Source organism: Actinokineospora guangxiensis (assembly GCF_042657845.1).
Taxonomy (GTDB): Bacteria; Actinomycetota; Actinomycetes; order Mycobacteriales; family Pseudonocardiaceae; genus Actinokineospora; species Actinokineospora guangxiensis.
In genome coordinates this window covers 56,315-69,492 of record NZ_JBHSKF010000020.1, presented here as the reverse complement: position 1 = coordinate 69,492, position 13,178 = coordinate 56,315, and the positions used below count along the sequence as shown (strand labels likewise).

The 13,178-nt window shown below is 73.0% G+C and carries 11 protein-coding genes; 7 read left to right on the top strand and 4 right to left on the bottom strand.

Annotated features, from left to right (window positions below):
- Nucleotides 1–24: 24 nt before the first annotated feature.
- Nucleotides 25–2,346 (bottom strand): hypothetical protein, encoded by a 2,322-nt coding sequence (locus ACFPM7_RS28510; RefSeq protein WP_378250918.1) that lies wholly within the window; start codon nt 2,344–2,346, stop codon nt 25–27.
- Nucleotides 2,347–2,453: 107 nt separating this feature from the next.
- On the opposite strand from ACFPM7_RS28510, the gene ahcY reads away from it, so the two are divergent.
- The 6 genes from ahcY (at nt 2,454) to ACFPM7_RS28480 (ending at nt 9,959) form a co-directional block, all read left to right on the top strand.
- The gene (gene ahcY / locus ACFPM7_RS28505) at nt 2,454–3,944 is read left to right on the top strand and encodes an adenosylhomocysteinase (RefSeq protein ID WP_378250917.1); all 1,491 of its coding nucleotides are present in this window, start codon (nt 2,454–2,456) and stop codon (nt 3,942–3,944) included.
- A gap of 370 nt (nt 3,945–4,314) precedes the next feature.
- On the top strand, nt 4,315–5,109 hold the full coding sequence (locus tag ACFPM7_RS28500) for a lantibiotic dehydratase C-terminal domain-containing protein (RefSeq protein ID WP_378250915.1): 795 nt from the start codon (nt 4,315–4,317) through the stop codon (nt 5,107–5,109).
- A gap of 78 nt (nt 5,110–5,187) precedes the next feature.
- A complete protein-coding gene (locus ACFPM7_RS28495) occupies nt 5,188–5,826 on the top strand; it encodes a dTMP kinase (RefSeq protein WP_378250913.1) in 639 nt (212 codons plus the stop codon).
- A 42-nt stretch (nt 5,827–5,868) separates the two neighbouring features.
- Entirely contained in the window at nt 5,869–6,546 is a 678-nt protein-coding gene (mtrA, locus tag ACFPM7_RS28490) for an MtrAB system response regulator MtrA (RefSeq protein ID WP_378250912.1), read from the top strand.
- Nucleotides 6,547–6,576: 30 nt separating this feature from the next.
- Entirely contained in the window at nt 6,577–8,229 is a 1,653-nt protein-coding gene (gene mtrB / locus ACFPM7_RS28485; RefSeq protein ID WP_378250910.1) for an MtrAB system histidine kinase MtrB, read from the top strand.
- Nucleotides 8,226–9,959: an LpqB family beta-propeller domain-containing protein gene (locus ACFPM7_RS28480; protein ID WP_378250909.1), complete on the top strand. Its 1,734-nt coding sequence runs from the start codon at nt 8,226–8,228 to the stop codon at nt 9,957–9,959. The genes mtrB and ACFPM7_RS28480 overlap by 4 nt, the downstream gene beginning before the upstream one ends.
- A gap of 90 nt (nt 9,960–10,049) precedes the next feature.
- On the opposite strand, the gene hpf is transcribed toward ACFPM7_RS28480, so the two are convergent.
- The 3 genes from hpf to ACFPM7_RS28465 all read right to left on the bottom strand — a co-directional run bounded on the left by hpf (nt 10,050) and on the right by ACFPM7_RS28465 (nt 12,260).
- Entirely contained in the window at nt 10,050–10,697 is a 648-nt protein-coding gene (gene hpf / locus ACFPM7_RS28475; RefSeq protein ID WP_378250907.1) for a ribosome hibernation-promoting factor, HPF/YfiA family, read from the bottom strand.
- Between the two features lie 627 nt (nt 10,698–11,324).
- Nucleotides 11,325–11,744, bottom strand: coding sequence for a DUF6292 family protein (locus ACFPM7_RS28470; RefSeq protein ID WP_378250906.1), 420 nt, complete (start codon nt 11,742–11,744; stop codon nt 11,325–11,327).
- Between the two features lie 60 nt (nt 11,745–11,804).
- Entirely contained in the window at nt 11,805–12,260 is a 456-nt protein-coding gene (locus tag ACFPM7_RS28465; protein WP_378250905.1) for an Hsp20/alpha crystallin family protein, read from the bottom strand.
- A 100-nt stretch (nt 12,261–12,360) separates the two neighbouring features.
- Between ACFPM7_RS28465 and ACFPM7_RS28460 the strand changes: the two genes are divergently transcribed.
- Nucleotides 12,361–13,110 carry a serine/threonine-protein kinase gene (locus ACFPM7_RS28460; protein ID WP_378250904.1) on the top strand — a complete coding sequence of 250 codons (750 nt, stop codon included), beginning with the start codon at nt 12,361–12,363 and terminating at the stop codon, nt 13,108–13,110.
- Nucleotides 13,111–13,178: the final 68 nt, after the last annotated feature.

Below are 13,178 nucleotides of genomic sequence, written 5' to 3'. Positions count from 1 at the left end.
CGTGGACTCTCTAGGGCTCCAGCCTCAGCCTCCGACCGGGCGGCGGGTCAGCCAGGGGAGGCCGCCGTGGTCGTCGGGGTCCAGGCCGGCGGCCAGGGCTACGGCGCGGTCCCATTCCGGGTCGGCGGTGTAGTTCTTGTTGGCCCGGATTCCGGGGCACCAGCGGCGGTTGGGGAAAGGGCCGTGGGCGGGGTCGGGGAGCCAGTGGTCCTGGCCCAGGACCAGGGCGTCCGTGGGGGTGCGGGGGGCAGCCGGGAGGGGGCCGGGGGTGCCGTCGGGGCGGAGGCCGGTGCCGATCAGGTGGCCGTCGACCACCTGGCGGGACCAGGTCAGGACGGCGCCGCCCATGGGGTCGGTGCCTCGGCAGAGGTTGCGCCAGCGGGTGCCGAAGTTGGCCGAGACCGCCGCTACCGAGGTGAACGGGACCACCGACGGGAAGGCGCGCAGGTAGGCCCACTGGAGCTGGGTGCCCGCGGTGACCAGGCCCAGGCGCATGCGCTCGGGTTCGTTGATCGAGTCCAGGAGGCGGGCGGCGGTGAGCAGGACCAGCAGGCCGCCCTGGGAGTGGCCGGTCAGCACGACGCGGGTGTCCTGGTCGCGGAGGTGTTCGGCGGCGCGGGTGGCCAGTTCGGGGACCACCTTGAGGGCGTAGGACGGCGGCACGGCGGGGTGCGCCTCGCGGGGCCAGAAGCAGGCCAGGTCGGCCAGGACGCCCAGGCGGCGGCCCGCCTCCGCCTCGCGGGCGGCGTTCTGCACCGCGCGCAGCAGCGAGCCCGCCAGCAGGCCAAGCGCCAGGACGCCGAGGGTGCTCAGCGGGGCCAGCCACGGGGCGAAGGCGCGGTCCATGAACCGCATGACCACGGCCACCGTCGTCCCCGCCGCGAGGAAGGCCGCCGCCGCCAGCACGACCCGGTGCAGGTTGCGGCGCTGCCACTCGGCCAGTCGCCACGCTCGGCGGGCCTCGTCGTCGGCGCCCAGGAGGTCGGCGACCGGGGTGCGGTCGCGGCGCAGGAGCCGCACGGCCGCGACGGCCAGGCTGGGCAGGGCGACGGCCGCGCCGAGGACCGCGCCCGCGCCCCACAGCAGGGTGACCGAGTCGTAGCCGGGGGGCAGGCGCATGCCGTCGAAGCCGATGACCGTGCGCAGCGTGATCGCCAGGCCCGCGCCGAAGCCGCCGCCCAGCAGGGCCGCGACGGCCAGCACCGGCGCCGCCATCCAGCCGCCCGCCCAGGGGCGCAGCCCGCGCGGCAGCTCCCGCCAGCTCGGCCGGGCGATCAGCGCCGCCGGGGCCAGCAGCACCCCGAACAGCACGACCACCACGATCAGCGCCGCCGCGACCGAGTCCACGGTGACGTCGGTGCCCCTGGGCACCGCGGGCACCGGGTCGACCGCGGCCGCCGCGGCGAGGACGGCCAGCACGCCCACTACCTCCAGGACCCGGCCCGGCACCCGGCCGAAGACCGCCCGCAGCAGACGCCCGCGCCGGTCGTCCGCGCCGCGCGGGTCGTCGAGGCCGAGCGTGCCCAGGACGCAGACGGCCAGCAGCGCCAGCGCCACCACCCACGGCACGAACGCGCGCACCGGGTCGGGGGCGGTGTGCGGGCCGCTGAGCGCCAAGGCGACCGCGGCCAGCGCGCCGACGGCGTGCAGGGTGCGCAGGGCCGGGGTGTCCGGGTCGGCGACCAGGTTGCGGCCCGGCAGGTCGACGCGCTCGTTCGGCGGCGCCTCCGGCGGGTTGGGCGCCGCCGGCGTCTCCCACGCCACGCACGACACCCGGTGCAGCACGAGCACCAGCAGCAGCACCGGCACGACGGCCACCGCCTGCCGGAACGGGTACGCCTCGCGCAGCCACCGCGGCACCGCGGCGAGGCAGTCGGCCCCCGGCGCCAGGCACTGCACGGCCAGCAGGTCGTAGGTCACGACCGTGGCCTGCACCACGAACAGCACGGTCAGCAGCAGCGCCGCCAGCCGCAGCAGCGCCCGCAGCGCCGCGCCGAGCACGCGCCCGCCGCGGTGCCCGCGCGGGACCGGCGGCAGCATCCAGTGGGCCATGTTGGCCAGCGAGAAGGGGAACAGCAGCGCCCAGGTCGCCTTGGCCCAGCCGCCGGAGGTCATCGCGCCCCAGACGTAGCCCTCGACCACCCGCGACACCGAGCGGCCGTCGGCGCGCAGCACCGGGCCGGGAGCAGGCCGCAGGAGCCGGTCGGCGGGCCGCACGATCCGGCCGACCCCGTCGCCCGCGACGTCGACGGCGGACACCGCGGAGACCAGGGACTCCGGCGATGTCCCCATCATGCCGTGCACGCGCAGTTCGACCACGCGCGTGTCCGCACCAGTCGGCAGCACGTCTTCTCCGATCGTGTCCCCTCGGCAGATGCGACCGATCGGCGAGGTCTGCCGGGCATCCGCGGCGGTACTGTTCCCAGGGAACCACAGTCTGGAGGAATCACCTGATGACCGCTGAAGACACGCGGGCCACGTCCGGGGAGCGCTTCGCGCAGACCCGCAACGGCGTGGACTTCGCCGTCGCCGACCTCTCCCTCGCCGAGTTCGGCCGCAAGGAGATCCGGCTGGCCGAGCACGAGATGCCCGGTCTGATGGCGCTGCGCCGCGAGTACGCCGACGTCTACCCGCTGCGGGGCGCGCGGATCTCGGGTTCGCTGCACATGACCGTGCAGACCGCGGTGCTGATCGAGACGCTCGTCGCCCTCGGCGCCGAGGTGCGGTGGTGCTCCTGCAACATCTTCTCCACCCAGGACCACGCCGCCGCGGCGGTCGTCGTCGGCCCGCACGGCACCGAGGAGGAGCCCAAGGGCGTCCCGGTGTACGCGTGGAAGGGCGAGACCCTGGACGAGTACTGGTGGGCCACCGAGAAGATGATGACGTGGCCCGAGGGCGGCGGCCCGAACATGATCCTCGACGACGGCGGCGACGCCACGCTGCTGGTCCACAAGGGCGTGCAGTACGAGAAGGCGGGCGTGGTCCCCGGCCCGGAGGACAACGACTCCGACGAGTGGAAGATCATCCTGGAGACGCTGCGCGCGTCGCTGGCCGCCGACGGCGGCAAGTGGACCAAGGTCGCCGAGGGCATCCGCGGCGTCACCGAGGAGACCACGACCGGCGTCCTGCGGCTCTACCAGCTCGCCGCGGCCGGCGAGCTGCTGTTCCCGGCGATCAACGTCAACGACTCGGTCACCAAGTCGAAGTTCGACAACCGCTACGGCATCCGCCACTCGCTCATCGACGGCATCAACCGCGGCACCGACGTGCTGATCGCGGGCAAGGTCGCCGTCGTCGCCGGCTACGGCGACGTGGGCAAGGGCTCGGCGGAGTCGCTGCGCGGGCAGGGCGCGCGGGTGATCATCACCGAGATCGACCCGATCTGCGCGCTGCAGGCGCTGATGGACGGCTTCGAGGTCCGCACGCTGGAGGAGGTCATCGAGTCCGCCGACATCATCATCACCACGACCGGCAACAAGGACGTCGTCTCCGCCGACCACATGGCGCGGATGAAGCACCAGGCGATCCTGGGCAACGTCGGCCACTTCGACAACGAGCTCGACATGGCCGGGCTCGCCCGGGTGCCGAACATCCACCGGATCAACATCAAGCCCCAGGTGGACGAGTGGGTGTTCCCGGACGGGCACTCGATCATCGTGCTGTCCGAGGGCAGGCTGATGAACCTGGGCAACGCGACCGGCCACCCGTCGTTCGTGATGTCGAACAGCTTCTCCAACCAGGTCATCGCCCAGGTGGAGCTGTTCACCAAGCACCAGGAGTACGACAACGAGGTCTACCGCCTGCCCAAGGCGCTGGACGAGAAGGTCGCCCGCATCCACGTGGAGGCGCTGGGCGGCAGCATCACCAAGCTGTCGAAGGACCAGGCCGAGTACATCGGCGTGGACCCGGAGGGCCCGTTCAAGCCCGAGCACTACCGGTACTGACGCACCCGCACGACCCCGGACGGCCCCGCTTCGGCGGGGCCGTCCGTCGTGTGAGCCGCGTCTCATCCGGTAACGGGAGTGATCTTCGCAGCGAACTTGCATAGTTCCGACGCGCGCAGGGGCGCGCCGGACCGCGCGCCGCCCCGGGGGGTGGGCCGCTGCGGGCGACGGCTGGGGGAGCCGCCGCCCGCGGCGCCGTGCCGCACCCCGGGAGATGTGAGCTGGGGCACATCGGTGTGACCCTTCGGGCATGGGTCAGCGCTCGGGTCAGTCGCCTGTCAGACGTCATCCGCATCATGGTCGGGGTACCGCTCTCGGCGTCCGTCCACTCCAGACGATCATGGGGTCGGGCGATGAAGGAGGAGACCGGATGACCACCGACGCACCCCGCCCCCGAACCTGGTCCGCCGTGCGCTGCGAGCTCGCCTGGCGCACGGAGGACATCGACCGGTTCATCGTCCACCGCGCCGCGCCGCACTTCGACGGCCTGCGCCGGGAAGGGCACCTGGCCGACTGGTACTTCGAGCGCACCGGCACCGGCCTGGTCTTCGGCCTGCGCGGCGCCGACTGGTGCACGGTCAAGGCGCTGCGCCCGGACCTGGCCAGGCTCGTCGTGCAGACCCGCCGCACCGGCGCCGCGGCGCTGGCCGACATCGGCGAGACCGGGCACACCGCCGACCCCGAGCGCTTCGGCCCGAGCGAAGCGGCCGGGGACCTGTTCTGCCGCGGCACCGAACTGGCCGTCAGCGCCCTGACCGCCCCCGGCGCCCGCTTCACCACCGCCACCGAGCTGATCATGGCGACCGCCCACGCCCTGCGCCTGGACCGCCGCGCCACCGCCGCCTGGCTCGGCGGCGCCCCCAGCGCCGGCGCCCAGCCCCTGGACGTCCGCTGGACCCGCCTGGCCCGCACCCGCGACCACACCCTCGTCCGCTGGACCAACGCCGTCCGCCGCGCTCGCCGCGCCACCGAGGGCCAGGCGGAGACCCCGCCCACCGCCGAGCAGCTCTCCGTCTGGCGCGAGCACCTGCACCTGCTGCTCAACCGCCTCGGCCTCACCCCGGCCGAGACCCGGGCCCTCTGCGCCCGCACCGCCTCCTCCCTCTCCGCCGCCGACCCCTTCGCCGCCGACCCGGCACACATCACCCTGGCGAACACGGCCTAGCCCCCGGCCCGCCCCTTCCACCGTGCCGACCTCCGCGCGGACGCCGACCCCGCCGGTGAACGCCGCTAGGGTTGGCGCGTGGGCCGACTCATCGTGATCGAGGGACTGGACGGGGCGGGCAAGCGCACCCTGACCGACAAGCTCGTCGCCGCGTTCGCCGAGCGCGGCGCGGGGGTGGCCAAGCACGCCTTCCCGCGCTATGGGGCCTCGGTGACCGCCGACCTCGTGCGCGCCGGGCTGCACGGCGAGCTGGGCGGCCTCGGCGACGAGGTCTACGGCATGGGCGTGCTCTACGCCCTGGACCGCCTCGGCGCGCGTGAGCGGCTGCTCGCCGACCTGGACACCCACGACGTCGTCCTGCTCGACCGCTACGTCGCCTCCAACGCCGCCTACGGGGCCGCCCGCCTGCACGAGGGCGCCGACGGCGCGTTCGCCGAGTGGGTGCGCGCCATCGAGGTCGAGCGCTTCGGCATGCCGGTCCCGCACGCGCAGCTGCTGCTGCGTGTCACCGCCGACCTCGCCGCCGAGCGCGCCCGCCACCGCGAGGACAGCGGCGAGCGCGCCCGCGACACCTGGGAGGCCGACGGCGGACTGCAATCGCGGTGCGCCGGGGTCTACGACCAGCTGGCCGCCGCGGCCTGGCTCTCGCCCTGGCACGTGGTCGACGGGGCCCGCGGGGCCGACACCGGGGAGCTCGCCGACGCGCTGCTCGCCTGAGGCGGTCGACACGCCGAGGCCCACCAGTGCGAATATGTGTCCATGAAGGCACGTGTGCTGGTTGTGGACGACGATCCCGCCCTGGCGGAGATGCTGACCATCGTGCTGCGCGGCGAGGGCTTCGAGACCGCGGTGGTGGCCGACGGCTCCCGGGCGCTGCCCGCCCTGCGGGAGCTGAAACCCGACCTCGTCCTGCTCGACCTCATGCTGCCCGGCATGAACGGCATCGACGTGTGCAAGGCGATCCGCGGCGAGTCCGGCGTGCCGATCGTCATGCTCACCGCCAAGAGCGACACCGTCGACATAGTGCTCGGCCTGGAGTCCGGCGCCGACGACTACGTGGTCAAGCCGTTCAAGCCCAAGGAGTTGGTCGCCCGCGTGCGCGCCCGGCTGCGCCGCACCGAGTCCGAGCCCGCCGAGGTGCTGGCCATCGGCGACCTCACCATCGACGTGCCCGGCCACGAGGTCACCCGCGACGGCAAGGCCATCCAGCTCACCCCGCTGGAGTTCGACCTGCTCGTCGCGCTGGCCCGCAAGCCGCGCCAGGTGTTCACCCGCGAGGTCCTGCTCGAGCAGGTCTGGGGCTACCGGCACGCCGCCGACACGCGGCTGGTCAACGTGCACGTGCAGCGCCTGCGCTCCAAGGTCGAGCGCGACCCCGAGCACCCGGAGGTCGTGCTGACGGTGCGCGGCGTCGGCTACAAGGCGGGCCCTCCGTGAGACCCGCGGTGATGTCGAGGTGACCGCGAGGTGACGGACTTCGTCGAGCGCAAGGCCAGGGCCGCGGTGTCCTTCGCGGCCCGCTTGGCCGCGTCCGCGCGCAGGCGCTCGACGGCCTTCGGCGTGCTCTGGCGGCGCTCGCTGCAACTGCGGGTCGTGGTCAGCACGCTGGCGCTCGGCTCCGCGGTGATCTTCGTGCTCGGCATGGTCCTGCAGAGCCAGATCACCCTGCAGCTCGTCGCGGTCAAGGAGCGCAACGCCGGGAACCTGACCAGTGAGCTGGCCCAGACCACCCAGCGCGAGCTGGCGGGCATCTCGCAGTCCACCGGCGACCTGTCGAGCAGGCTCAACAACGCCCTCAACAAGATCACCAGCTCCGGCTCCAGCGAGGGCGGCATCGGCTCGGCGGGCGCCTTCGAGCCGGTGCTGGCCAGCACCGCGCTCAGCGGGGCGGTGTTCGAGGCCGGGCCGTACGAGGACGTGCCGCTGGAGCTGCGCCGCTTCGTGCAGAACGCGCAGAACGAGGTCATCGGGCAGAACGTCACCGTCACCCGCGACGGCCAGGCGGTCACCTACCTGATCATGGGCACGACCGTCACCACCTCGCCGCCCGCCGTGCAGCTCTACATGCTCTACCCGCTCTCCGGTGAGCAGGCCACCGTCGCCGTCGTGCAGAACACGCTGATCATCGGCGGTCTGGTGCTGCTCGCGCTGCTGGCGGGCATCACGAACCTGGTCACCCGACAAGTCGTCATGCCGGTGCGCCGCGCGGCCAGGGCCGCCGAGCGCTTCGCCGAGGGCGAGCTGGACGAGCGGATGGTGGTCGTCGGCGAGGACGACGTCGCCCGCCTGGCCCAGTCCTACAACGAGATGGCCGAGAGCATCCAGCGCCAGATCCGCCAGCTGGAGGACTTCGGCCAGCTCCAGCGCCGCTTCACCTCCGACGTCAGCCACGAGCTGCGCACCCCGCTGACGACCGTGCGCATGGCCGCCGACGTGCTGCACGCCTCCCGCAAGCAGTTCCCCGCCGGGCTGGCCCGCTCCACCGAGCTGCTGGTCGACGAGCTGGACCGCTTCGAGACGCTGCTCGCCGACCTGCTGGAGATCTCCCGGCTGGACGCGGGCGTCGAGGAACTGGTCGCCGACGAGACCGACCTGCGCGTCATCGTCCGCCGCGCCGTGGACTCCGTCCGGGTCATCGCGGGCAACACCGGCACCGACCTGGTGATCGACCTGCCCGACGAGTACGTCCTCGCCGAGGTCGAACCGCGGCGCATCGAGCGCATCCTGCGCAACCTGCTCGGCAACGCCGTCGACCACGCCGACGGCAGGCCCGTCGAGCTACGCATGGCCGCCAGCGACGACGCCGTCGCCATCACCGTCCGCGACCACGGCGTCGGGCTGCGTCCCGGCGAGGCCGAACTCGTGTTCAACCGGTTCTGGCGGGCCGACGCCTCGCGCAACCGCCAGACCGGCGGCACCGGCCTCGGCCTGGCCATCAGCCTGGAGGACGCCCGCCTGCACGGCGGCGGCCTCGACGCCTGGGGCGAGCCCGGCACGGGCGCCTGCTTCCGGCTCACCGTGCCGCGCGTGCAGGGCGTCGACTTCGCCACCAGCCCGCTGCCGCTGCCGCCCGTCGACACCCCCGACCCCGAGCCCGTGATCGAGGAGGCGTTCCCGTGACCCGCCTGTTCCCCGCGCTGCTCGCCGTCGTCCTGCTCGCGGGCTGCGCCACGATCCCCGCCAACACCCAGCCCAAGGTGATGGTGAAGGAGGACAGGCAGCCGTCGGGCGGAACGGTCGCCGGTCCCGCCCGGGACCTGGACGAGTTCTCCCTGGTCCGCGGCTTCATCGACAACGCGGGCAACATCGCCGCCGCGCGGACCTACCTCGCCCCGGAGATCCGCGACGGCTGGCTCGGCACCGAGCCGCCGATCATCATCGACCCGAACTACTCCACCCCGCCGGTCGTGCCGCCCACCGGCGTCGCCGAGACCCCCGACGTGAACGTCAAGGTCATCCAGGTGAACGCGACCGAGGTCGGCAGGCTCCGCCAGGAGGGCACCTACTACCCGACCGTCGAGGCCCCGGCCCGCTCCTACCGGTTCGTCCTGAAGCGCCAGCCCGACCAGCAGTGGCGCATCGCCGAGCTGCCCTCGGCCAGGGTCATCACCAAGACCCGCTTCACCACCGCCTACCGGCGGGTCGACCTGCAGTTCTTCGACCCGGCGCAGAAGGTGCTCGTGCCGGACCCGCGGTGGGTCTCCGAGCTGACCGACGGCGGCATGGAGGTCGAGGTGGTGGACATGCTGCTGAAGGGCCCGTCGCAGAGCCTGGCGGGCGCGGTGGTCTCCGCGCTGGACGGCGTCTCCCTGCACACCAATGTGGTGCTCGACAGCGACAACGCGGTCCGGATCAACCTGACCAACCTCGGCGACAAGGGCCCCGAGGAGCGCGAGCGCATGGTCGCCCAGATCGTCCGCTCGCTCAGCGCGGTCACCTTCAACAAGCTGCGCATCCTCGACAACGACAGCGCGCTCGTGCCGGACCGCCAGGACTGGCGGGCCGACGACCTGCCCGCCTACGACGTGCTCGCCAACCCCAAGTCGGACCTGCCGGGCCTGGCCGTCGAGGGGCGCAAGGTCGTCTCGCTGCGCGACGGCAAGCCCATCGAGGGCCCGACCGGCGCGGGCTCCTACGACCTCGTCAGCGCCGCCCAGTCCCTCGACGGCAGCCATCTCGCCGTGGTCGAGCGCGCGCCGGGCGGCGTCCGCCTGCGCGTCGGGCCCGCCGGCGAGGAGCTGCAGGCGGTCAGCCTCGACCGCGCCCGCTCGCTGACCCGTCCCACGTGGACACCGGGCAGCGAGGAGGGCGAGGCGGGCAACGAGGTGTGGACCGTCCTCAACGAGACGACGGTCGTGCGCGCGGTGCGCACCACCAGCGGGTGGAGCGTGCTGCCGGTCAACGCCACCGAGCTGGTCCGCGGCGGCGGGCGGGTCACCGAGCTGCGCCTCTCCCGCGACGGGGTGCGCCTGGCCGCGGTGGTCAACGGCCAGGTCAAGGTGGCCGCCATCGTGCGCACCGGCGACTCGGTCGTCGTCAGCTCACCGCGCACCCTGCAGTTCGACAAGCTGCGCCAGGTCGTCGGCCTGGACTGGAACGAACGCACCGCGCTGGTCGTCGGCACGACCATGGCGGGCGCCGCGGTGGTGTCGGTGCCCCTGGACGGCTTCGACACGACGCCGTTCCAGGTCGGCAACCTGACCCTGCCGATCAAGGCGGTGGCCGCCGCGCCCAGCAGGCCGGTCGTCGTCGCCGACCAGGTAGACCTGTGGTCGGCGTCCTCGCAGAGCAGCGCCTTCCTCAACGACCCCCAGGGCAGCGCGGCGTCCGTGCCGTTCTACCCGGGGTAGCCGTCGTCGCGGAACCGTTGGGGATAGAGGAACCGTTGGGGATAAAGGGATTCCGGGGCCTCCACCGACCCCGGAACCCGCGGCGGACGGTCAGACCAGCTTGATGACGCCGTAGTCGAAGCCCTTGCGGCGGTACACCACGCAGGGCTGGCCGGAGTCGGCGTCGGCGAAGAGGTAGAAGTCGTGGCCCACGAGTTCCATCTCGTAGAGGGCCTGGTCCACTGTCATGGGCTTGGCCGGGTGTTCCTTCTCCCGCATGATCCGCCCGGGGAGGTTCTCGGCGACCTCGTCCCAGCGCTGCTCCGGCACGTCGGCCGTGGCGCTGTCGTCGTAGGCGGGGGCGTCCAGGACGGCTGTCCTGGCCACCAGCCGGCCGTTGGTGGCGGGGAGGTTGGCGGTCGCCTCGGCGACCGAGGCCGGGCTGCGGCGCCCGTGGTGCACACGCCTGCGGTCGTGCAGGCGGCGCATGCGGTTCTCCAACTTGGCCACGGCCATGTCCAGCGCGGCGTAGAAGTCGCCCGCGCAGGCTTCGGCCCGGACGGCAGGGCCCTTGCCCTTGCCGGTGATCTCAACCCGCTGGCAGTTCTTGTGCTGCCTGCGATTGGGCTCGTGGTACAGCTCGACGTCGAAGCGGATGACCTTGCGGTCGTACCGCTCCATCCGGCTGAGTTTGTCCTCGACGTGCACTCGGTAGTGATCGGGCACCTCGACGTTACGGCCTTTAACCACGATGTCCATACACGACCTCCCTCGCTGTGGGCGAGCTGGTGGATCTCCGCCGATCTCTCCCTGCGGCACCGGACATGTCCTGGATCGGATTCCAGGAGGGCGGTCAACGCGCCTCCGGCGCCAGGGTCATGGGCTACTCGCCTCCTCCCCGCGAACCGGGATGCTGATAGCGCAGCACGGTAGCCCTGGTTTCGGTTCCGCAACAGCCCCCGGGGCGGGGGACATCACCCGCGCCCCGGAAGTCACGCCACGCGACGACCGACCAGGTACCGAAGGCCCTGGGCCCAGCGGCGACGCCGGACGGGTGTACCGGGCTTCACCGGCATGGCCCATGGCGGTGTGCTGTCGGGTGTAGTAACGGAAACCGCCGATCAGCCGGGGCGCGGCGACCCGCTTGCCCCACTCCGGCTCGGTTCGGCGGTCCATAACCGGCCAACGGTCGGGCCGCGGCGAAGGTTCCCGGTCGGCATTCACTCGTGTGGGTGTATGCGATTGTCTCGCGATGTGGGAAGGGGCAGGGCGTCCCGGGCTCACCGGACCGCGAGCCCGTCGGGCTCGTCGATCACTTGCTCCCTCGTGCCGCATTCCTTCCCAAGCTAGTGGGAGATCAACAATCCCGCCGAGCGAACGCTCCGACTAGGACGCGACGGGGACGGGCCGGTAGGCCGCGAGAAGGCGGGCCGCGTGCGGGTCGACGGGCGGCGGTTGCGGGGACGCGCCGCCGCCGCGGACGGCGTCGGCGAGGAAGCGCGCCACCCGCGCGGGCGGCGGCACGGCGGGCGCGCCGAGGTGGCCGACGATGATCAGGTCCTCGCGGGAGTGGGTCTCCACGGCGACGGCCCAGCCGTACCGCTCACTCCAGAGCAGCGCGGCGTCGCGGTCGGGGTGCCCGGGCAGGCGGTGGTCGACGGCCAGGTAGGCCGAGAGCGGCGGCCCGAGGTCGACGGTGGCCGACTCGGGGCCCACGCCGACTTCGGCGGCGACGGCGGCGAGGTAGGCGCGCAGGTCCGGTTCGGCGGCGTCGGCGCCGCGGAAGATCCAGTCGGGGGTGGTCATCTCACGCTCGTCGGGGAGGGAGCCGGGCGGACGGCGCACCGCCCACCCGGCTCGCTGGGATCACGCGTCGATCTGCCGGTGGTTCTCGGACCCCGGGTCGACCCGCGGCGTCCCGTCGTGGCGGCCCACGGCGATCTTGCGCGGCTTGGCCCGGGCGGCGACGGGGACGCGCAGCGTCAGCACGCCGTCGGCGTAGTCGGCGCGGATGCCGTCGGCGTCGAGGGTGTCGCCGAGGAACAGCTGGCGGGAGAACACGCCGTGCGGTCGCTCGGAGATCTGGGTCTGCACCCCGTCGGCGACCTCGACGGGTCGCCGCTCGGCCTTGACGGTCAGCACGTTGCGCTCGACGTCGAGGTCGATGGCCTCGGGTGAGACACCGGGCAGGTCGAACACGACGACGAACTCGTCACCCTGCCGGTAGGCGTCCATCGGCATCGTCGCGGGCTTGGACCACGTGCCGAACACGTGGTGGGTCAGCCGGTCGAGCTCCCGGAACGGATCGGTGCGCATCAACATGTCCGGTCCACCTCCTGAGTCAGTTGGAGTCAATGCGGCACGGCACTGTTGTAGCATGTCGTCAGAACGATGACAAGTTGACCGTCAACGGAGTGATGACATGTCGGATGGTGTGCCTTCCGGTGAGGGCGATCGAGCGCAGGCCGGCCTCCAGGCGCGTTACGGCGATCTCTCCGCTTTCGCCCTGCTCAACGCGGTTGCCGCCAGCGCCGAGAACGCAGGCGCGGGCGACACTGGTGGTCCCGGACGTGTCGCCGGACCGGCCGGACTTCCCGGTGAGTCCGGAACCGCGGGCGACGGCTTGGCCGCCTCCACGGGTCCTCCGCCCGATGGCGAGCAGATCCTCGCCGCGCTGGTCGTTCTGCGATCGCTGCGCGCCCAGCTGAGCGACCTGGAACCTCGGCTCATCGCCTCGGCCCGTGCCCTCGGCACCAGCTGGGCCAGTCTCGCCCCCGCTCTCGGCGTCGCCAGCAGGCAAGCCGCCGAACGCCGCTACCTGCGCCTGCGTCCCGACGCGGACCACCCCACCGGCGAAGCCCGGGTCCGCGCCGAACGCGACCGCCGCGCAGGCGACCGCGCCGTCACCGCCTGGGCCGCCGACCACGCCGCCACCCTCCGCGCCCTGGCCGCCCAGATCTCCACCCTCCCCAACCTCGCCCCCGCCGCCCAACACCACGCCGACGCCCTCCACGACGCCCTGGCCACCCCCCACCCCGGCGACCTCCTGACCCCCCTCGACGAAGCCGCCCCCCACCTCCGCCCCGACCACCCCGCCCTCGCCGCCCGAATCGACGCCGTCTCCGCCCAAACCACCCAAATCCGCCGCGACTCCCACAACCGCCTGGGCTGACCAGCCTGCTGGGACAGAAGGCCGACGGGGACTGCGGGTAGGAGGTGGTGTCCTGGACAAAAGGAGGT

Coding starts and splice junctions, on each gene's coding strand:
- ahcY (WP_378250917.1), top strand. CDS start 2,454: ATGACCGCTGAAGACACGCGGGCCACGTCCGGGGAGCGCTTCGCGCAG.
- ACFPM7_RS28500 (WP_378250915.1), top strand. CDS start 4,315: ATGACCACCGACGCACCCCGCCCCCGAACCTGGTCCGCCGTGCGCTGC.
- mtrA (WP_378250912.1), top strand. CDS start 5,869: ATGAAGGCACGTGTGCTGGTTGTGGACGACGATCCCGCCCTGGCGGAG.
- hpf (WP_378250907.1), bottom strand. CDS start 10,697: ATGGACATCGTGGTTAAAGGCCGTAACGTCGAGGTGCCCGATCACTAC.
- ACFPM7_RS28470 (WP_378250906.1), bottom strand. CDS start 11,744: ATGACCACCCCCGACTGGATCTTCCGCGGCGCCGACGCCGCCGAACCG.
- ACFPM7_RS28465 (WP_378250905.1), bottom strand. CDS start 12,260: ATGTTGATGCGCACCGATCCGTTCCGGGAGCTCGACCGGCTGACCCAC.
- ACFPM7_RS28460 (WP_378250904.1), top strand. CDS start 12,361: ATGTCGGATGGTGTGCCTTCCGGTGAGGGCGATCGAGCGCAGGCCGGC.